The organism is Coleofasciculus sp. D1-CHI-01 (genome assembly GCF_040218875.1).
GTDB lineage: Bacteria > Cyanobacteriota > Cyanobacteriia > Cyanobacteriales > Coleofasciculaceae > Coleofasciculus.
Genome location: NZ_JAVJQP010000155.1, coordinates 1 through 21,390 on the forward strand (window position 1 = coordinate 1; position 21,390 = coordinate 21,390).

The following is a 21,390-nucleotide window of genomic DNA, read 5'->3' on the forward strand; positions in this document are numbered from 1 at the left end:
TATCTCACCGATAACGGAACAACAAAACCCGCCCTATCTCACCGATAACGGAACAACAAAACCCACCCTATCTCACCGATAACGGAACAACAAAACCCGCCCTATCTCACCGATAACGGAACAACAAAACCCGCCCTATCTCACCGATAATGGAACAACAAAACCCGCCCTCCTCACCGATAATGGAACAACAAAACCCGCCCTATCTCACCGATAATGGAACAACAAAACCCACCCTATCTCACCGATAATGGAACAACAAAACCCACCCTTACTAACGTTAAAACCATGCCCAACTAGCGAAGTGAAAGGTCAAACCTCTATCAATTGATCGGGGCGGGTTTAGTTACATCTGGGTCAAAAAGAGATGATAGTAGTGAAACCCGCCCCTACACACTCAAAACGTTTCCAATCACCCAATTAAAACCATGCAAACTTATTACTACCTAGTCGCCAGTCAACGCTTCTTACTTGAAGAAGAACCCTTTGAAGAAGTTCTCAGAGAACGAACCAAAGACTACCAAGATAAGGGAAAAGAGATTGACTTTTGGCTGGTCAAACAACCCGCATTTTTAGAAGCTCCAGAAATGACGCAAGTTAAACAGGAATGTCCTCAACCTGCTGCCGCTATTATTTCAACCAACCCCAACTTTATCACTTGGTTAAAGCTACGCTTAGAATTCGTCAAAACTGGAGAATTTCAAGCACCATCAGATACAATTCCTGACCCAATTGCGTCATTAGCCTCTGTGTCTTAAACCAGGCTCCCAGTCAAATCCCAACCCTAAAAACAATAAGCTGGGGCAGCTAACCAAGAAATAAGTACCCCTAAGATTGAACCCACAATCACTTGAAAGGGGGTATGCCCCAGCAATTCCTTTAGACGATCCTCATTAAACTGTTTACCTTCTTGAAATAACTCATCAATAATTTGATTAAGGATACGAGCTTGCTTACCTGCGGCTTGTCGAACCCCTGCGGCATCGTACATAACAATAACAGCAAAAATCGTCGCGATCGCAAAATCAGGAGACGCCCATCCCATCGTTTGTCCCACACCCGCAGCCAGGGCAGTAACCAGCGCTGAATGAGCGCTAGGCATCCCGCCCGTTGTCACTAAGGTACGGAGATTAAATTTTCGATCTTTTGTTAACTCGACCAGTAGCTTAAGGAGTTGAGCCACTAAACAAGCAATTAGCGCAACCAGTAATACCTGGTTGTTTAGGATGTTGTCAAAATCCTGCATCGTGTTATCGTGTTTCAGTTCAAATTGGTTGTTGATCAACGAATGTTTGAGCAGTCAAATAAGACCAATGACCAATGACCAATGACCAATGACCAATGACCAATGACTAATACGTCCGTGCGGTAATGAAATCAGCCAGAGCAATTAAAGGTTGAGAGCGCTCACCAAACGGTTCTAGTTGACCTTTGGCATCTTCAATCAGCTCTTGAGCTTTAGCTTTAGAAGCCTCTAGTCCCCAGAGGCTAGGATAGGTGGCTTTCTGGGCTTGCAGGTCTTTCCCCGCTGTTTTGCCTAATTCCTCCTGAGTTGCGGTGATGTCCAGAATATCATCAATAATTTGGAACGCTAAACCAATATTTTGTGCATAGCGAGACAGACGTTCTATCTCTGCATCGGTTGCACCCGCTAAAATTCCACCACAAACGACGCAGGTTTCCAGTAACGCTCCGGTTTTATGGGTGTGAATGTAATTGAGAGTTTCCGCTTGAATATCCGATTTTCCCTCGCATTCCAAATCAACCACTTGACCCCCAACCAATCCAGCCGCGCTCAGAGTCCGACCTAAACGAGCAATCACCCGCAACACCCGCTCGGCTGGAACTCCCTGGGTTTGGGTGGCAACATATTCAAAGGAATAAGCCAGCAAACCATCGCCCGCTAGAATCGCCATATCCTCACCATAAACCTTATGATTGGTGAGTTTACCCCGACGGTAGTCGTCATTATCCATGGCGGGCAGATCATCATGAATTAACGACATCGTGTGGAGCATTTCCAACGCGCAGGCGGTTGGCATTGCCATCTCAATCGTGCCACCCATCAGTTCACAGGTTGCCAGACAAAGAATCGGACGCAACCGTTTCCCCCCAGCTAAGAGAGAATAGCGCATTGCCTCATAAATCTTTTCCGGATAACCTAGGGGCAAAGAACGATCTAAAGCCGCCTCCACTTGAACTTGCCGCTCTTTTAGATAGGTCGATAAATCAAAGGCTAGGGATTCCCCATTGGGGGCAGGTCGCCCATCTGTTGCTACCATGCCATCATTCCTTAAATCGTCTGTTCACTGTCTTAACAATTCTACGAGCCTAGGGGCGTTATGAGTTAACCCTGCTATAGCTCAAAACAGTATTTTGCAATAACATTGTCACCGTCATCGGTCCAACACCACCAGGAACCGGGGTGATAAATTGAGTCATGTCCCGAACGGCGTCAAAATCCACATCACCCACGAGACGGGATTTTCCTTGAGTATCGGTGACGCGATTTATACCCACATCAATCACAATGGCATTCGGTTTAACCTGATCCGCCGTAATTAGATTAGGACGTCCGGCAGCAGTAATCAAGATATCCGCCTGACGAGTCAGTTCAGCCAAATTTTGGGTACGCAAATGGGCAATCGTAACGGTAGCATCAGCTTCGAGTAACATTATCGCCATTGGCTTGCCGACCAAAATACTGCGTCCGACGACTAGCGCATGTTTTCCTTTCACATCAATCTGGTACTCTCGCAACAGGCGCATTACTCCCGCTGGCGTGCAGCTTTGCAGTCCCGTTTCACCTCGCAGCAGACGCCCTAAATTTAGCGGATGCAGTCCATCGACATCTTTATCAGGATCAATTTGATGCAGTAAATAGACGCCATTGAGATGTTCGGGTAAAGGAAGTTGCAGGAGGATACCATCAACGTTTGGGTCTTGATTAAGGCGATGAATGGTTTGCTCAACCTCAGCTTGAGAGACATCAGCCGGAAAATGTTGCCCAAAGGAGGCAATCCCAACTTTGGCACAGGCACGTTCTTTATTCCGCACGTAGGCGGCGCTAGCTGGGTTATCGCCCACCATTAGCACCGCTAATCCAGGTGGGCGTCCATAAGTGGATTTGAGCCGTTCTACTTCCGCTTTGAGCTGATCTTGAATGCGTTGAGCCAGAGCTTTGCCATCCAGTAACTGAGGGTAAACAGATTTCATTAATATTTCGCGGCTGGATACCTCGGCCATACCAATAAGCATGGACGAAGACGAAAGCCACGCCTCCTAAGTAAGTGAACTGATTCAAAAGTGGTGGGTAGAAAGAGGTGCAGTTTCTACCCAATTGCCCAATGGTTTTTGGGCGTCTTCCCCGCACGGAGTAACGTTAGCTTCGCCAAAGTTATGTCTCGGTACTTTCTCCACCACACTGGCTTTTCCCTATGACCTGTTTAATGGTGGGGTTCTAGAGCAGGGAACTAGCTACGCATTCCCTGGTAGGAACTTTAACACTTGGACATAACGTAGTTCTCTGAGAACCTAGGCTGGTCAACATAAACTTTTTCAAGCTTCGTCTATAGCTAGGTCTATAGCTAGACTATAGGCGGGGTAGTTGACGGGCAGGTTAAAGATTAACAGACATCAAAGGACTTTGATTATTGTACGGGCAGTGGTGTCACTCACCCGCTATTCAATTCTCAAGCATCTAAGCTATAACCGGGATGTACACTATTTAGCGTGGGGAACAGTCATGGCAATGTCTGCTCAAAACGACCATCGCTCACGCCTTTGCTCGTCAATTCCAACCCGCCAAAGGTCAACTATGTTTTATCTACTGCCAATGTGCGCTTTGCTGTTTGGGGGAGGACTGGTAAGTTGTAGCAATGTTCCTTTGCTAGGTAGTCCGAATGGTATGGGTAGCGCTAACACTGTAGATGTTACGGCGATTCGTGAACTCCCATCTGATCAGAATGCCCAGGAAGTGGTTTACCTTCAAGGTCAAGTCATCACCCAAGCCCCCTTTTTGAACTCAGGGGCTTATCAACTTGAGGATACCACGGGCAAAATTTGGGTCGTGAGCAATCAAGAACTTCCCAATGTGGGTGATCAGGTGGTAATTGGGGGACAGCTACAATTCCAAAGTATTCCCATCGGTGGGCAAGAAATGGGTGAAGTTTACCTTCAGGAAACTGAACAGCTTGAACGGAAAGCTGAATAATTTTATGAAGAGTCAATCCATCGAAGTCGCGATCGCGATTCTCTACCGTTCGGGACTGTTCCTGATGCAGCTTAGGAACGATATCCCTGGTATTCTTTATCCAGGGTGCTGGGGGTTCTTTGGCGGTCATCTTGAACCCGGAGAAACGCCAGAGGTGGGGATGCGGCGAGAATTACTCGAAGAGATTTCCTATTCTCCCCCCCAATTGGCAACGTTTGATTGCTATAATGATGCCCAGGTTATTCGTCATATATTCCACGCCCCTTTAACGGTGGAATTGAATCAATTGGTATTACAAGAAGGTTGGGATCTGGGTTTATTGACACCTGAAGACATTAAGGCGGGTCAGGCTTATTCAGAAGTAGCGGGTCAGGTGCGTCCCCTAGGGCAACCTCATCAGACTATTTTATTAGATTTCTTGGCGAGGAAACCTTACTTATGACCCTGACGCGACTGCGATTGTCTCATCTTTTACGGTTTAGCCGATATGCCAGTCTTTCGATGAAACTGATGGCGGTGGGGGTAATTATCACCTTGGTGTTCATCCTCATCGCTATTTTTGCCCCTGTTTTTCAAACATGGGGATGGCTGCAAGATCCCACCGCATCCCTGATTAACCCGATTCATGAACCTCCCGGTGGTGAACACTGGTTCGGTACGACACGCCAAGGGTATGATGTTTTCTCCCGCACCTTATTTGGTACTCAAGCGGCGTTAAAGGTGGTGATTCTAGCAACCAGCTTGAGTTTAATTATTGGTGTTCCCTTGGGGTTAGTTAGTGGATATCTCGGCGGCAAATTAGATCGGGTGTTGTTGTTTTTGATGGATACGATCTATACCTTGCCCGGATTGCTGCTATCGATTACCTTAGCTTTTGTGGTGGGGCGAGGTGTCTTCAATGCCGCGATCGCACTGAGTATTTCTTACGTTCCCCAATATTATCGCGTTGTCCGTAACCATACCGCCAGCGTCAAAACTGAACTATTTATCGAAGCCGCGCAAGCGATGGGGGCAACTCCTGGGCGGGTTCTTTCCCGTTATTTGTTTCTCAATGTGATTCAAAGTGTCCCGGTTTTATTTACTCTCAATGCCGCCGACGCTATTTTAATTTTAGGTGGATTGGGATTCTTGGGACTAGGACTACCCGAAGAAACGCCAGAATGGGGACATGATTTGCGTCAAGCCCTGGATGCGTTGCCTACAGGGATTTGGTGGACAGCGTTATTTCCTGGTTTAGCGATGACATCTATGGTGGTTGGCTTATCGCTATTGGGAGAAGGGTTAACGGAGATTATCAATCCCCGTGGGCGATAGGGGAGATGAGTAGAGCAGGGGGAGCTGGGGAAGCTGGGGGAGCTGGGGGAGCTGGGGGAGCTGGGGAAGCTGGGGGAGATATTAGCTGTTCAGTTATTTCTGCCTTCTTGCACTAGAAGACAGAGGACATCTTATCTTTTCCCGTTCCATGTCTACTGTTTACTGGAGCAGGGAATTAAAAAGTGCTAATGAAGCCCGTTTTGCTGTGAGTAAAATAGACCCGACAATGAGCAGTTTTATCGCGAGTGGCGCTAAAATCAGATTCACCACCAGACAAAGTAACGCGATGATAGTTGCCCCTACTTGCACTAATTCCTCTGCGACATGGGTATGAATGTAAACCGCGACAAGAGCGATCGCCAGAATCAGCAGGGACGGTATAATCATCGAACAGTGCCTCAATACAGCTTGTGATGGTTATTTTGATTATCGACTACATTCCCCAGTCAAGACTTCCGTAAAACTTCTTAATATAACTACGCCGATTGGCTGAGTGGCTAGATTAGTGGTTAATTACCCCCAGTTAACAGTCATTTAGAGACGTGCCATGGAACGTCTGTACTGTAGGGGCGGGTTTAGCCACTAAATTCAGATATCCACCAATAAATGAACAACAAAACCCGCCCTTCTGTGGATAATGCAACTGGGTCAGTCTTTCAACCCGTTTTAACGGGTTTAAGCTTTTAGCCAGAACTTTAGTTCTAGGCTCAAATCTTCGTCAACTTATAATTCATCGCCTCTTGCTTGACTCGTTGATACTCGGATTCAATTTGGGCAACGAGTTCACATAAGCCTGTTGTAACTTGAGACTTGCTTAAATTTTCCAAGTCTTGACAAAGTTGGGAGAACTTAATCGCCCCTAATGCGGCACTCGATGATTTTAATGTATGAGCCGTGTGTTGCAAAGCGGCTAAATTATTCTCTTGCAGGGCAATTTTAAGCGTTTCCAACATGGCGGGGGTATCTTCTAAATAAATATCAATTAATTGACGCAGCATTTCAGTCGCACTCTCGCCCATCATGTCGTGAAAGGTTTGTAAGACTTGGGGGTCAAGGGCTGACTCGACTTGGGGTGTGGGTTCTGGGGGTTCCTCTGTCGGTTGACTTTGAGACAGAGCCCGAACTAATTCATTGACGCGGATCGGTTTGCTGATATAGTCATCCATTCCTACCTCCAAACATTTTTCGCGATCGCCTTGCATGGCGTTGGCTGTCATGGCGATAATTCGCGGGCGGTTTGCGGGTAACCATTGCTGGCAAATATGGCGGGTGGCGTCTAAACCATCCATTTCTGGCATTTGCACATCCATGAATATGACATCATAAGGCTGACGGCGCAGGGCTTCGATCACTTCTAATCCATTCCCAGCAACATCGGCGCGATATCCCATGCGCTGCAATAACTGCAAAGCTAATTGTTGATTCACTTTATTGTCTTCCGCCACTAAAATTCGCAGGGGTATCCGTTGCGCCAAAGTGGGATCAAGGGAGGGTGAACCCGCAGGCGATCGCTTAATTTTTGTCGGTTGTCCACTGAGGATTTGCGTTAACAGGTTGTAGAGTTGCGACTGCTTAATCGGTTTACTTAAAAAGGCAGCAAAATTCGCTTCGACGACTCCAGAAGCAATCTCGGGTTTACCCATGGACGATAAGATTAATAAGGGAAACTCTTTATCCTTAAACTGGTGACGGATTTGTTCCCCCAAGGTAATCCCATCCATTCCTGGCATTTGCATATCTAGAATGGCAATATCATACTGTTCACCTTGAGACAGCCATGCTAACGCCTCTTGACCGGATTCCGTAGCTTGTGACAGCATCCCCCAAGACTGGGCTTGTCGGATTAAAATTTGGCAGTTTGTCGTATTATCATCGACAATTAATAGCCGTTTTCCTGCTAGGTGAGTGTCACAGATGGGTTGTTCTACCACGGCTGAATCGGGGATGGATTCAGACAAAATTGTGAAGTAAAAGGTTGAACCACCAAAACTCTTATCAGTGGCTATCCATCCAGCAGGCGGATTTCCGGCGACTGATCCGCCACTTTCTACCCACATTTGACCTCCCATCATTTCGCACAGGCGTTTACAAATGGCTAATCCTAATCCTGTTCCCCCATATTGACGAGAGGTGGATGAATCCACCTGGCTAAAGGATTTAAACAGGCGATTAATTCGATCAGTGGGAATGCCAATTCCTGTGTCTTTGACCGCAAATTGTAACTGATAGCGAGTGCCAAACCCGCCCGGATGTAGAGACGTTGCATGCAACGTCTCTACATCCTCATCCGGCAAAATATGGGCGGTTACGGAAACCAAAACCTCTCCGGTTGGCGTAAATTTAACCGCATTACTAATTAAATTCACTAAAATTTGACGCAACCGCGTCACATCTCCGGCAATCCAGTTGGGGGTTTGGGAGTCAATTAAATAGGCTAATTCTAGATTTTTCTCGGCGGCTTTGGTGGTAAGCAGATCCAGGGCTTCTTCAATGCAGGTGCGGAGTTCAAAGGGTTGTTCCTCTAACTCCATTTTCCCGGATTCAATTTTCGAGAAATCTAGAATATCGTTAATAATCGTCAGCAGGGCATCTCCACTATTGCGAATGGTTTCGGCAAAGTAGCGCTGATCTGAGGTCAAGTCAGTATCCAGAAGTAACCCCGTCATGCCAATCACGGCATTCATTGGTGTGCGAATTTCATGACTCATGGTTGCCAAGAATTCACTTTTGGCTTGGGTGGCGGCTTCGGCGGTTTGTCGGGCTTTTTCCAATGCCACATTTTGTTCGGTTAACTGTTGACGTTGGCGAGTTTCCTGTTCCCACAAATGCGCCTGGGCGATCGCAATCCCCACTTGATCGGCAACCGCTTCGAGTAACTCAATTTCATGACTTGACCAATGGCGATAGGAATCACACTGATGCAAGCCAATAATTCCATTCGGTTCCCCTTGATAGGAGGTGCGAATTGCCAGCATCGATTTTAATCCAATCTGACAACAAATTTGGGTACAGCCTAACAACAATGGATCGGCATAGACATCTGGTGAGGAGATTGCCTTGTCTTGTTTTAGTAGCTGTTGAACATGGGAATTTCTCTGAATGGGAACTTCTAACTGGAGAATGGATTCATATCCTGTTTCTAAAAATTCTGCCACAAAAGGAATGGCTGGTGTCGGTTCCGTCAGGTAAGTATGAATCACACAGCGATTGACGCCAAAAGCTTGACCGATTTGGGTAGCGGTGGTTTGAAAGATTTCTTTGGTGTTTAAACTGCGGCGAATTTCTTGGGTAATTTGCTTCAGCAGAACCGTTCGCATTAATTGTTGCTGAAGCGCGATCTCGGCTTGCTTGCGATCGGTAATATCAATGGATACGCCTAAGACGGCGGGAACATCGGAATCAGCGACAAAGAAGGGAATTTTGGTTGTTTGTAGAATTCGAGTTTCGCCTTTAGCATTTGTAATCGTTTCTTCGGGAATATAAAGAGTTTCTCCACTGGTAATAACGTGCAAGTCTGCTTCTCGATATTGATGGGCATCGTCTACTGATGGGGCAACCTCTGTTTCAGGTTGATCCAGTAAGGCTTCAACGGTAGTTCCGTAAGTATCAGCGACGGATTGATTGACTAAAATAAACTGACCTTTTTTATTTTTAGCAAAGATGAAATGGGGAACTAAATCAATCACCTGGCGAAGCTTTTGTTCGCTAGCTTTGAGTTGAATATCTGCCCATTTGTAGTGAGTAATATCCCGGAGTGTACCAGAGGTTCCGGTGATTGTATTATCGGAGGCAACGGTTAATTGGGCATGAACTTCAATCCAGCGATATCCGCCATCTTTGGTCAGATATCTGACTTCATGCTGGCAATAGTCTTTTTTTCGTTCCAGTAAGGGTTGAAATAAATCTACGTTGCGTTGGCGATCATCGGGATGAATATACTCTAGGAAATTTGTGCCAATGCTTTCCCCTAAGGTAAAGCCAGTAATCTCTGTCCACGCGGGATTTAAGAATGTCCATACCCCCGTTGCATCGGTTTGGAAAATGACTTCTTTAACGCTTTCAATCACTGAACGATAATTCTCTTCACTCTCCCGCAGTCGTTCTTCGACTTGTTTGCGATCAGTAATATCAATACAAGAACCGGTATAGCCAGCAAAGTAATCATTGGATGTAAATCGAGGCACTCCTGTATCTAAAATCCAGCGATAGTTGCCATCATGTCGGCGTAAACGGTATTCCCTGCGAAACCGTTTTTGGGCTTTAAAGGCGTTGGAATAGGTTTCTATACAATAGTGATAATCATCAGGATGAACCCCGTCTGTCCAGCCATCTCCTATTTCTTGGTCTAAGGTGCGTCCAGTAAATTCTAACCAGGTTTGATTGAAAAAGTAACAATTACTATCAGTTCCGGCTAACCAGATTAAGACGGGGGCGGTGTCGGCTAAGAGGCGAAAGCGTTCTTCACTTTCTCGCAGTCGTTCTTCGGCGAGTTTACTTTCGGTAATGTCTTCAATTGAGCCTTCATAATAGAGAATGGTTCCTGATATGTCGGTGACGGCACGGGCATTTTTGCGAATCCAAATCTTCCGTCCATCTTGGCAATAAACCTGGGTTTCAAATTTAGAGACAGCTTTATTTTGTTGAATTAATTGGGTTAAACGTCGATGATCATCCGGATTAACATAAAATTGTTGTTCAATATTTTTTAGAGACTGTAAAAAATGGCTTGGTGAAGCATAGCCGAGTATCTGGGCAAAGGCAGGATTAACACTGATATAGATGCCATCTGGTGTACGTTGAAATATGCCCTCAACCGCATTTTCAAAGATACTACGATAATTGGCTTGACTGACACTTAATTGTTCATTAGCTGTCTGGAGTGCAGCGGTTCGTTCTTCAACCAGTTCTTCTAAATGGTTACGATAGTCTGCTAATTCTTCTTCGGTGCGTTGGCGTTCTTGAATTTCCGCGATCGCCCGATCTTTCATCGTGCGATAGTTATGAACTTGTTGGGTGAGTTCAGTAACATCTTGAATCGATAATAAAGCATAATACTCGCCATCTTTTTCACTAGGAACGGCGGTAACGGTGGTATGCTGAATCCGTAATCCTCCATCGGCTAAAGGTGCAGGAATCAGGTGGATATGAAGTTGGGAGGAAAAGACGGTGGGTGGTCCTCCAGTAAAAACTTGTTGGAGGCGGGTGGTATATTTGGGATGATTCAGGTGGGGAAAATGATCGGTAATTTTTTCACCTAAGATTTGGTGTTTGGAGAGATGCGTCCAGTTTTCCAAGCAGCGATTCCAATATAAAACCACTAAATCTGATCGCAGGACACAGTTACCCATAGGGACTTGATCCAGAACATTAAATTGATGCGCCGCTGTTTCGATTTCAGTCGCGATCGCAGTTTTATTTCCAGGGTAATTTACGTGAGATGATAACACCATGTTTATTAGAAAATGCAATAGAGTAGGCAATTAATTAACCAATTGTAGGGGCGGGTTTAGGGACTAAATTAACCTGTTTGCCGATAACTGAACAGCAAAACCCGCCCTTCCCCACCGATAACTTTCCCCACCGATAACTCTGTAGGGGCGGGTTTAGGGACTCAATTCGGCTATTTACCGATAACTGAATAGCAAAACCCGCCCTTCCTAATTCATTATTTTATAAATAAATTATTCAATCTACACCGATAAAGGCAATGTAACCGTAAACATAGTTCCTTCTCCCACTTGACTGTTTACCGTAATCTCACCCCCTTGTAAATCAACCGCCCGTTTAACAATCGCCAACCCCAATCCCGTTCCCGAAATATTCCCCACATTTTGCGCCCGATGAAACGCCTCAAAGAGTTTTTCTTGATCCGCCAAGGGAATCCCAATCCCTTGGTCTTTAATTTGGAAAATAGCGGATGAATCCTGACAGACGAGGTTCAAGGTAACGATTCCACAATTGGGAGAATACTTAATCGCATTCGAGATTAAATTCGTCAGAATATGCCGCAACAGCTTCTCATCCATGCAGACATTAAGGTTTGGGCATTGATGGGTAAAGACCAGAGAATGATGCTGTCCTAAACTTAACTGTAACTCCTCAATCAAGCCGTGGCAAAATTCAACCAAATCCAGAGGAACAGGCTGCAACTGAAGTTTTCCGGCTTCGGCTTTGCCAATCAGAGTGACATCTTCTAAAACTTGGACTAAATGTTTAACCGTTCCTTGAATACGATGGATATGGGTGAGTTTTTTATCCGGTGTCCATTTATGACCATAATGTTCCAGTAATTCCGCCGAACTTAAAATAGTAGTTAGGGGGGTGCGAAACTCATGAGAGGTCATGGTAACAAAACGAGATTTTAGTTCGCTGAGTTCTTTTTCTTTCGCTAAAGCTTTGCGAACCTCTTCTTCCGCTTGCTTGCGATCGGTAATATCAATTCCCACCGAAACCGCTGCATGTCCTTGTTGGTATTTTTGGGCAACAATTAAGTAACTCCGGGTGGTATCCTTGACGTAAGCTTCAATCACTTGGCTAGCGGCTGGTTCGGGACTAGCAATAAATTGACGCATAAAGTCAGCAAAGCTGGGACTCGCTTTCATAAAGCCGACATCTTGACCAATAAAATGATCGACAGTCAAGTGAAACGTATCAGCTAGATGGCGATTAACCCCTAGATATCGCAAATCCGAATTCACCCAAGATACAAAGCCAGGAACCGCATCAAAAACTGCTTGTAATTGTTCTTCTTGAGATCGTAAAGCGGCTTCGGCGCGTTGTCGTTCTTGGACTTCTGCTAAAGCGCGATCGCGCATTTTGCGATAGTCTTGAACTTGTTGGCTGAGTTCAGTAACATCTTGAATGGATAAAAGGGCGTAGTAGTCTCCTTCTATTAAGCCGGGTATGGCGGTGACAGTGGTACGCTGAATTCGCTGTTGTCCATCGGGTAAATAGGCGGGAATAAAATGAGGATGAAGTTGGGCGGAAAAAATGGTCGGAGGTCCCCCGGAAAAGATGGACTCCAGCCGCTTTTCATAGCGGGGATGGTTTAAATCAGCGAAATAGTCACTGATTTTTCGACCTAAAATTTGACCTCTGGATAGGTGTGTCCAATCCTCCAAACCGCGATTCCAAAATAAGACCACGAAATCGGATCGGAGAATACAGACACCCAAAGGCATTTGGTCAAGAATGCAAAATTTTTCGGCAGCGATTTCTATCTCTTGCATGGACAGATTAAGGGGTCATTGGTCAAAACACTGATTTCACAGATTTATTGTCCAGATGCGGGTAGAGGATAAAAGCTTAGTTACACTGATTACACAGAAAGCCTCGTTCTCTATCATTGGTCATTGCTCAAAAAAATGAATCAGATTACACAGTGGTTAGCATGGCGATCGCGTCGAGTAACACATCGAAGGAACCGACTTCAAAGACGAGAATAATATCGCCGCGAATCTGAAGTTGTTCGATAAAAAATTGGGTTTGGGCTAACAGGATAGTATTATCCTGCTGATTGTCGCCGACGTTGATTAAGTTTTCGACAGTATCCTCGATGTAGCTGGGAATGGCATAATCGAGGCGTTGATTGAGGACGTTACTAATTGACCCAATCACGCTGTTAATTAAGATATTGCCAATCTCACTTAACGTACCAATGCGAACGGCGTCTAAATCCGGTGTTCCTAATTCTTCCCCCGTGAGAACAGCGGCGAGAATTGAAGCACTATCGGTGGGAAAAACTAACTCCGCTAAACCCGCAAAAGATCCAGAGAAGTCTTGGCGAACCGCTGCAACTTGTTCCCCACCAAGGCGAGTTTCCATTTCAGATTGAAAATCCAGGGGCGACCCAATTTTAATATAGGGGACTTGCAGGCGAATCGGGGCTTCCAGCATTTCATTCAGGACGCTAGCCGCCCGACCGACACCAATATTAACGATTTCTTGGATCGCATCAATTTGATCGGGAGTTAAGTTCATACAGTCTCCTGGGGACAAGCTAAGATTTCACCAATAACGCGACGTAATTCGGCTTCTTTGGGGGGTTTATTAATAAAGCCTGATCCGCCTAACTCACGACACCGCTGGCGCACGTTTTCTTGAATGTCTGCGGTGATCACAATAACTGGCGTATTAATTTGGCGATCGCGCAAGGCGGTGAGGAGTTGAAAGCCATCCATAACGGGCATGAGCATATCAGTTAAGATACAGTCAGGTTGATGTGCGATCGCCATGTCTAGTCCTTCTTGTCCATTAGTGGCTTCTAGGGTTTCATGTCCATCCGCAACAAGGGTTTTCCGGATCATCCGTCGGGTAAACGCGGCGTCATCAACGATTAGAATTAATGCCATAATTTTCCTCCATTTTTCAGTTAAACGGTTGGTTGAATGAAGTTAGCAAGTAGGTTGGGTTGAGGTACGAAACCCAACTCTCAACGAATCTGCACCGTTGATCAGGGCGGGTTTAGTAACATCAGGATGAAAAAACACGATAATAGTGAAACCCGCCCCTACTGATCAAAACTGTTTCATCCTTGTCTTTTATTGTCTAGCCCATGTCCGAGAATGTCATTCGGTGAAATCACGGATCTTTCTAATCCAGCCGTCTCAAGTTGGGTGGTATCACCGATAGCAGCGTTCCCTGCGCCAAGATAGACTCGGTTTAGTGGCGAAACTCAGTGAAATTGAATCCCACTGACTTCCGCCGTATTTTTCTTGAAATAATTCCTGTCAGCTTTAACCATTAACGTCCCATACATGCAAGCGATTACTTAACTATCATGGATGAAGATATCAAAGCCTTTTTGGTAGAAAGCTACGAGAATATTAGCCAGATTGAGACGGATCTGGTCACATTAGAAAAAAATCCGACTAATCAAGATTTACTCGAAGGAATTTATCGTTCCTTACATACAATTAAAGGAAACTGCGGCTTCATGGCGTTTCCCACTCTAGAAGCCCTTACCCACAGTGGTGAAAATTTACTCAGTTGTCTGCGAGATGGACAATTGCAGCTAAATGCAGAGATTACCAGTGGCTTACTGGAACTCCTAGACGCCATGCAGCAAATTTGCGCCCAGATAGAAGCGATCGGACAAGAAGGTGATGTTGACTATTCTGGCTTAATTCAGACCTTAAATCAACTGCAATCTAGAGATACCGGAGATGAGGGCGGGTTTTGTACAAACGTTACCATTAATAGCCAAAAGCAAATCCCTAAACCCGCCCCGACAAATCCTGAAGGGTCAAAACTTCCCTGCGATCGCGAGGAGTTGATGTCGGCGTTGACAACCCCAAATACAGTACAGTCAATCCGAGTCGATATCAATCTTTTGGATAAGTTGATGAATTTGGTGGGAGAATTGGTATTAGTTCGCAATCAGATTCAACAATTCTCCACGCTGCAAGATGAAACCGCCTTTGTTACCACCTCCCAGCAATTAAACCGACTGACAACAGAGTTACAAGAAGGGGTAATGAAAACCCGAATGCAGCCGATTAGTACAATTACGCGCAAGTTTCCCAGGGTAGTTCGGGATGTTGCGATCGCGACAGAAAAACAGGTGCAATTGGAGATAGAGGGAGAAGAGACGGAACTGGATAAAACGATTATTGAGGCGATTAAAGATCCCTTAACGCATCTACTCCGCAATTGTGTGGATCATGGGATTGAATCCCCAGATATACGTCAAACTCAGGGAAAACCCGCCACAGGGCGATTACGTCTGCAAGCATTCCATGAAAGTGGATATGTAACCATTGAAATTTCGGATGATGGGGCGGGAATTGATTCAGAACGCTTGAAACAAAAAGCGTTAAGTTTAGGCTTAATTACGCCGAATCAAGCCAATTGCTTAAGTGAGACTGACGCCCTAAATTTAATCTTCCTTCCCGGTTTTTCTACCGCCAACTGCGTGACGCGCTTATCTGGGCGGGGAGTGGGAATGGATGTAGTGAAAACGGATGTAGAAAAAGTTGGCGGTACAGTAGATGTGCATACTCAACTTGGTTTAGGAACAACATTTAAACTGAAAATTCCCTTAACCTTAGCAATTATTCCCGCCTTGATTGTCACCAGTGGAGGGGACTGCTATACCATTCCTCAAACCAATCTTTTAGAATTAGTCCGCTTGCAGGGAGAACAAGCGGATCACAGGATCGAATATGTCCACAAAGCCCCTGTGTATCGGTTGCGGGGGAAATTATTACCCCTGGTGTATTTAAATCGGGAACTTGAATTAGTGGAATGGGAACCCAAAACAGCCCATCCGCAATCGGAAATCATGCTGAACATTGTGGTTCTGCAAGTCGATAATTTCACCTTTGGCTTAGTCGTTGATGCGATTAATGACACTCAAGAAATTGTCGTAAAACCCTTAGGTAAACTACTCAAAGAAACCCCTTGTTTTGCCGGAGCCACAATTTTAGGTGATGGAAAAGTGGCATTAATTTTAGATGTATTTAGTCTAGCATCACGGGCGGGGGTACTTTCAGATGAACAAACAAACGCTTTAATTCAGCAGGAAATATCCTCTCAATCCACTATCGAAACAGTGCAAATATTACTGTTATTTGAAGCCTTAGATAACAGCCGCATGGCGATTCCCTTGTCGCGAGTAGTGCGTTTAGAAGAATTTCCCAGAACCGCGATCGAACAAGTGGGCGATCGCCAGGTGATTCAGTATCGTGACCAAATTCTTTACCTAGTTAATTTTGCCAATGTATCTTTTATTAGTAGTCAGCGCTTTAGCGCTGCTAACCCAAAAACAGCCGTATTAGACGCTGATCCGCTGCAAGTTGTCGTCGTTGCTTGTCAAAGTGGACGCCAAATTGGATTAGTGGTTCAACGCATGGTAGATATCGTCATGGAAGACCTTTGTATCACAGGTGAAGCCACTCGTCCAGGGGTACAGGCGATCGCGGTTATTCAGGGTCAAGTTACCGAACTTTTGGATATCGAAGCGATTTAATGTCATTCGTCATTCGTCATTCGTCATTATAAATAATTCCCTCATCATGGCTCAATTCCATCAATTTTGTACCTTTTTTCTCGACCACTTCTTCTTCGGGCTAGAAGTAGAAAACGTGCAAGAAGTTATTCGATATCAGTCAATTACCTGTGTCCCCTTAGCACCACCAGCCGTGCGGGGTTTAATTAACCTACGGAGTCAGATTGTTCCGGCTGTGGATTTACGTCAATTTCTGGAGTTAGATCAGAATGTCACTAAGATACCCGTTGAAACACAACTGGATAAAAATAGCGAACACCTCCCTCTCAATGTGGTTGTGCGAACGGCTGATGAGGTGATTAGTTTGCTTGTTGATGATGTGGGAGAAGTGTTAGAAATTTCCGATGCTTGCTTTGAGAAATCCCCAGAAACCTTAACAGGAAACGCACGGCAATTAATTCGTGGCGCGTATAAACTTGCCGATCAACTTCTGCTGATTCTCGATACCGACAAAGTTGTTGAACTCACCATTTTGAAGCCAACTCTTCGGAATTAAAGAATGTATACGTCAGCAAGTCAAGGGCTAAAGAATACAGAAACGTCAAACTCATTCCTTAAAGAATGACCAATGACAAAGAGTAAAAAACAATGAACTTCGATCATCTCAAAGGAATTCACAAATTAGGAGAAGCCATGAACATCGATAAACTCAGTAAACCCGGACGCTTAGTCTTTTTCCAAAATCAAGAGACTAACGGCAACAATGAACATGATCACAGTAAAACCATGGTATCTGAACCTAAAGCCACCCAGACTGTTTCCCCGCAAAATCATGAAATTGAGGGAATACTCTTATCCCCAGAAAATTTTTCCGAACTCCTCCAAGCCCTAAAAAGTGCCAGAGATGGTAACTTTAATGCCCGACTCACTGAGGAAAATGGCTGGGGTGAAATTGCTCAAGTATTTAATGAATGGATGGGTATCAATCAAACCGTTATCCATGAAATTGTCCGAGTTAGTCAACAGGTTGCTCAAGACGGTCAACTCACCGAACGAGTGGGATATCAACACAAAACAACTGTATTAAAGGATTGGGAAAATCACGCTGGACGCTGGTTATATGGGGCTGAACCTGTATCTCCACCCCCCTATTTAAAAGGAGGATGGGCAACAACAACCACCGCAATTAATACCATCATCCACACCCTTGCCCAACCTACCCTCGCCGCCCAGGATGCACTGAAGGCGATCGCGGCTGGTGATTTATCCTGTAAAATGCCTCTAGAGATTGACAATCAGCCGTTAAAGGGTGATCTCTTAACCCTGAGTACTACAATTAATACCCTGCGGGATAATATCGAGGCATATACCAATGAGAAAAACCGCGTCGCCCGTTTAATTAGTGTCGAAGGAAACCTGAGTAGTCGCGCTGTTGTGGAAACGGCTACCGGAATCTGGAAAGACTTAACCGAAAACATTAACCAGATGGCGGCGAATCTCAAGGAAGAAGTCGAAAATATTACCCAATTAACCTCAGCCATTGCTCAAGGTGATCTCTCCCAAAACGTTACCGCCAAAACTACAGGTGACTTCAAACAACTGACCGATAATGTCAATCGCATGGCAAGCAATTTAACCGAATCCGTCGGTAAAATTGCCTCAGTCGCCACGGCTGTTGCTCAAGCTTCAGAAGACATGAACCTGGTGAGTCAACAACTCAATGAAAACGCCGTACATACCTCTGGACAAGCCCAAACTGCGTCAGCTTATGCCGAAGAAGTCAACCGCAATGCTCAAGTGGTGGCGACAGGTGTAGAAGAAATGAGCGCCAGTATTAAAGAAATTGCCAAAAGTGCGGCGGATGCGGCGCGAGTCGCGACAACGGCGGTTAATATGACTGAAAGCACTAACCAAACGATTACCAAATTGGGTCAAAGTAGTGCAGAAATTGGTAATGTGATTAAGGTAATTACCTCCATTGCCCAACAAACTAACCTCCTCGCCCTTAATGCGACAATTGAAGCTGCCCGGGCGGGAGAAGCGGGGAAAGGATTTGCCGTTGTTGCCAATGAAGTGAAGGAACTCGCCAAACAAACTGCCAAAGCGACGGAAGACATTAGTCAAAAAATCGAAGCGATTCAAGGTGACACCAAAAGTTCCGTTGAAGCGATTAGTCAAATTACCACGATTATTAATCAAATCAACGACTTCCAAAACACAATCGCCAGTGCGGTAGAAGAACAAACTGCGACGACGAATGAAATGGCTCGTAATGTCGCCGAAGCCGCCCAAAGTACCTCACAAATTCCCCAAAATATCAACAATGTCGCTGACGCGGCTCAAAAAACCACCGCCCTCGCCAGCAACACGTTGAAATCGGCGGCGGAACTTGCCGAACTCGCGTCGGAATTAGAAGCCCTGGTGAATCAGTTCAAGTATTAATTAGTGAAGGGAATGTTTTGATTGTGTAGGGGCGGGTTTTACAACTATCGTTTCTTACCTCACCTAAATGTGACTAAACCCGCCCATCTATGTCAACTAAACCCCTCACCCCCAGCCCCTCTCCCACGCGGGGGAGAGGGGAGCCAACAGACGTGCCATGGCACGTCTCTACATCTCCCCTACCCTACAATGCGTAAAATTCGCCTGCTAGTCGTTGACGACTCGGTAATTATTCGTCAAAAACTCAGTGAAATCCTCTCTCAAGACCCTTTTTTAGACGTAGTTGGAATTGCCGCCAATGGTCAAATTGCCCTCTCTAAAATTCCTCACCTGCAACCCGACTTAATCATCCTAGATGTCGAAATGCCAAAAATGGATGGCTTACAAACATTAACGGCTATTCGCCAAAGTTATCCAAACTTGCCCGTGATTATGTTTAGTGCTTTCACCGAACGCGGTGCAGCAGCTACGTTAGAAGCCCTTTCTCTCGGCGCTCAGGATTATGTTACTAAACCAACAAAATTGGGAACAGGTGAGGCAGTTTCCGATTATTTAAAACGCGAATTAATTCCTAAAATTAAAGTCTTTTGTGCTGATATCTTAGGCGTATCCGACAATACACCGATCGCGCGATCGCGCCTTCCCAGCCAAACCGCCACCCTCAAACTCGCCAAAGCCCAAGTTGTTGCGATCGGTGTCTCTACTGGGGGACCCAATGCACTAGCCACGCTTTTATCCCGGTTTCCCGCCGATTTTCCCCTACCCATTGTCATCGTGCAACATATTCCTCCCCTATTTAGCAAACGTTTAGCCGAACGTTTAACCCATCAATGTCACATCTCTGTCGCCGAGGGCTATGAGGGGGCTGAACTGCGTCCAGGTCATGCTTGGATTACGCCGGGAGATTTCCATGGAATTGTCGTGCGTCGGGGGAAAACGGTACATCTGAGTTTACACCAAGCCCCGCCCGAACATTCCTGTCGTCCGGCGGTGGATGTGTTATTTCGATCCGTTGCTAAGACATTTCCAGGGAGTGCGATCGCGGTGGTGTTGACGGGTATGGGACAAGATGGTTTGCAAGGATGTCACCATATCCGAGACGCCGGGGGACATATTTTGGTGCAGGATGAAGCCAGCAGTGTGGTGTGGGGAATGCCTAAATCTGTCGCCCAAGCGGGTTTAGCTAATAATATTTTACCCCTAGACCAAATCGCCGATGAAATTATCCAACTGGTTTGTTGAAATTCCTGAAGAGACTCCCATAAATGAACATAGCATCACGAAACCTGTAGGGGCGACCCGCTTCTCCCATTTAACAATACTTGTCCACTCAATTGACTCGGGTCGCCCTCTTCGCCAACCTCAGTCAGGGCGGGTTTAGTCACATCTGTTGTGAGGTCAAAAACGTTAATAGTAAAACCCGCCCCTACACAAAAATCACAACTTAAAACAATGCCAATTCATCATCAAGATTTTAACTATTTACGTCAATTAGTACGCCATCATTCCGCCATGGTTCTGGATGCCGATAAAGCCTATTTAGCCGAGTTACGCTTAACCCCTCTGGCGACGCAAATGGGATTTAGTTCTTTGGGGGAAATGATTGCCAATCTGCAAACGCAACCCTTTAATCAGCGCCATGTCCAGGTAGTGGAGGGAATGCTGCTGACGGAGACATCCTTTTTCCGCGATCGCTATCCCTTTGATGCCCTTGCCAAGGTCATTTTGCCCGAACTGTTAGCCAAACGGCAAACGCAACGAACCTTGAATATTTGGTGTGCGGCTTGTTCGAGTGGTCAAGAACCCTATAGCATTGCCATGTTACTGCACGAAGAGTTTCCCGAACTGGCGAACTGGAAACTCCGATTAATTGCCACCGATCTCTCCAATGAGATCCTCAACCGTGCCAAAGCGGGACTCTACAGTCAGCTTGAAGTGACACGGGGACTTCCCCTTTCCTTGTTAAATAAATACTTTCAACATAGAGGAAACCAGTGGCAAATTTGTGATAAAATACGCCACCGAATTGAATTTCAGCAACTTAATTTAGTAACCCATTCATTTACCCAATTCCATAAACTGGATATTATTTTTTTGCGTAATGTTTTGATTTATTTTGATTTAGCCACCAAAAAAGCCGTATTAGAAAAAATTAGGTCAATTCTCGCGCCGGATGGTTATTTAATTTTAGGCGGTGGGGAAACAACTTTAAATTTAGATGACTCCTTTGAACGGGTGCAAGTCGATAAAGCGGTGTGTTATCGTCGGCGTCTATAAGTAGGTTGGTGGAACTAAACTCAACACGATTACAGCGCGATGGCGTGTAAGTGACGTACACAGACAGATCCCCGACTTCTCTAAGAAGTCGGGGATCTTGCGGAAGAAGATGACACAGCTTATTTGATAGATTAACCCCACGTCCCGAAACCGTAGGGGCGCAAAGCGTACACCCGATTCAATGGTCAAGTCTATG

General features: G+C 45.5%; 17 protein-coding genes. 9 read left to right on the forward strand and 8 right to left on the reverse strand.

Annotated features, from left to right (window positions below; all coding sequences use genetic code 11):
* The first annotated feature begins 428 nt into the window (after positions 1 to 428).
* Positions 429 to 758, forward strand: a complete 330-nt coding sequence (locus tag RIB93_RS27245; protein WP_446377567.1) for an MgPME-cyclase complex family protein — start codon at positions 429 to 431, stop codon at positions 756 to 758.
* A gap of 26 nt (positions 759 to 784) precedes the next feature.
* Here RIB93_RS27245 and RIB93_RS27250 read toward each other — a convergent pair whose 3' ends face one another.
* The 3 genes from RIB93_RS27250 to folD all read right to left on the reverse strand — a co-directional run bounded on the left by RIB93_RS27250 (position 785) and on the right by folD (position 3,216).
* Positions 785 to 1,246: a divergent PAP2 family protein gene (locus RIB93_RS27250; protein ID WP_446377569.1), complete on the reverse strand. Its 462-nt coding sequence runs from the start codon at positions 1,244 to 1,246 to the stop codon at positions 785 to 787.
* Positions 1,247 to 1,352: 106 nt separating this feature from the next.
* Positions 1,353 to 2,282 carry a geranylgeranyl diphosphate synthase CrtE gene (gene crtE / locus RIB93_RS27255; RefSeq protein WP_446377571.1) on the reverse strand — a complete coding sequence of 310 codons (930 nt, stop codon included), beginning with the start codon at positions 2,280 to 2,282 and terminating at the stop codon, positions 1,353 to 1,355.
* Between the two features lie 58 nt (positions 2,283 to 2,340).
* Positions 2,341 to 3,216, reverse strand: a complete 876-nt coding sequence (folD, locus tag RIB93_RS27260; protein WP_446377573.1) for a bifunctional methylenetetrahydrofolate dehydrogenase/methenyltetrahydrofolate cyclohydrolase FolD — start codon at positions 3,214 to 3,216, stop codon at positions 2,341 to 2,343.
* A 601-nt stretch (positions 3,217 to 3,817) separates the two neighbouring features.
* Between folD and RIB93_RS27265 the strand changes: the two genes are divergently transcribed.
* Genes RIB93_RS27265 through RIB93_RS27275 form a run of 3 tightly spaced genes read left to right on the forward strand, consistent with a single transcriptional unit; the run spans position 3,818 to position 5,527 of the window.
* Complete coding sequence (locus tag RIB93_RS27265) at positions 3,818 to 4,213, forward strand: hypothetical protein (protein WP_446377575.1); 396 nt, start codon at positions 3,818 to 3,820, stop codon at positions 4,211 to 4,213.
* A gap of 4 nt (positions 4,214 to 4,217) precedes the next feature.
* Positions 4,218 to 4,655, forward strand: coding sequence for an NUDIX hydrolase (locus tag RIB93_RS27270; protein WP_446377577.1), 438 nt, complete (start codon positions 4,218 to 4,220; stop codon positions 4,653 to 4,655).
* Positions 4,652 to 5,527 carry an ABC transporter permease gene (locus RIB93_RS27275; protein WP_446377579.1) on the forward strand — a complete coding sequence of 292 codons (876 nt, stop codon included), beginning with the start codon at positions 4,652 to 4,654 and terminating at the stop codon, positions 5,525 to 5,527. The genes RIB93_RS27270 and RIB93_RS27275 overlap by 4 nt, the downstream gene beginning before the upstream one ends.
* Positions 5,528 to 5,686: 159 nt before the next feature.
* Here RIB93_RS27275 and RIB93_RS27280 read toward each other — a convergent pair whose 3' ends face one another.
* The 5 genes from RIB93_RS27280 to RIB93_RS27300 all read right to left on the reverse strand — a co-directional run bounded on the left by RIB93_RS27280 (position 5,687) and on the right by RIB93_RS27300 (position 13,878).
* Entirely contained in the window at positions 5,687 to 5,914 is a 228-nt protein-coding gene (locus tag RIB93_RS27280) for a riboflavin synthase subunit alpha (protein ID WP_446377581.1), read from the reverse strand.
* Between the two features lie 320 nt (positions 5,915 to 6,234).
* A complete protein-coding gene (locus RIB93_RS27285) occupies positions 6,235 to 10,977 on the reverse strand; it encodes a PAS domain S-box protein (protein ID WP_446377583.1) in 4,743 nt (1,580 codons plus the stop codon).
* Between the two features lie 240 nt (positions 10,978 to 11,217).
* Positions 11,218 to 12,756, reverse strand: a complete 1,539-nt coding sequence (locus tag RIB93_RS27290) for a PAS domain-containing sensor histidine kinase (RefSeq protein WP_446377585.1) — start codon at positions 12,754 to 12,756, stop codon at positions 11,218 to 11,220.
* A 145-nt stretch (positions 12,757 to 12,901) separates the two neighbouring features.
* Positions 12,902 to 13,507: a chemotaxis protein CheC gene (locus RIB93_RS27295; RefSeq protein WP_446377587.1), complete on the reverse strand. Its 606-nt coding sequence runs from the start codon at positions 13,505 to 13,507 to the stop codon at positions 12,902 to 12,904.
* Positions 13,504 to 13,878, reverse strand: coding sequence for a response regulator (locus RIB93_RS27300; protein ID WP_446377589.1), 375 nt, complete (start codon positions 13,876 to 13,878; stop codon positions 13,504 to 13,506). Before RIB93_RS27300 ends, RIB93_RS27295 begins: the two co-directional genes overlap by 4 nt.
* A gap of 428 nt (positions 13,879 to 14,306) precedes the next feature.
* On the opposite strand from RIB93_RS27300, the gene RIB93_RS27305 reads away from it, so the two are divergent.
* The 5 genes from RIB93_RS27305 (at position 14,307) to RIB93_RS27325 (ending at position 21,194) form a co-directional block, all read left to right on the forward strand.
* Entirely contained in the window at positions 14,307 to 16,496 is a 2,190-nt protein-coding gene (locus RIB93_RS27305) for a chemotaxis protein CheA (RefSeq protein ID WP_446377591.1), read from the forward strand.
* Positions 16,497 to 16,542: 46 nt separating this feature from the next.
* On the forward strand, positions 16,543 to 17,031 hold the full coding sequence (locus RIB93_RS27310; protein ID WP_446377593.1) for a chemotaxis protein CheW: 489 nt from the start codon (positions 16,543 to 16,545) through the stop codon (positions 17,029 to 17,031).
* Positions 17,032 to 17,123: 92 nt separating this feature from the next.
* On the forward strand, positions 17,124 to 18,917 hold the full coding sequence (locus tag RIB93_RS27315; RefSeq protein ID WP_446377595.1) for a methyl-accepting chemotaxis protein: 1,794 nt from the start codon (positions 17,124 to 17,126) through the stop codon (positions 18,915 to 18,917).
* A gap of 189 nt (positions 18,918 to 19,106) precedes the next feature.
* Positions 19,107 to 20,159 (forward strand): protein-glutamate methylesterase/protein-glutamine glutaminase, encoded by a 1,053-nt coding sequence (locus RIB93_RS27320; protein WP_446377597.1) that lies wholly within the window; start codon positions 19,107 to 19,109, stop codon positions 20,157 to 20,159.
* Positions 20,160 to 20,369: 210 nt separating this feature from the next.
* The gene (locus tag RIB93_RS27325) at positions 20,370 to 21,194 is read left to right on the forward strand and encodes a CheR family methyltransferase (RefSeq protein ID WP_446377599.1); all 825 of its coding nucleotides are present in this window, start codon (positions 20,370 to 20,372) and stop codon (positions 21,192 to 21,194) included.
* Positions 21,195 to 21,390: the final 196 nt, after the last annotated feature.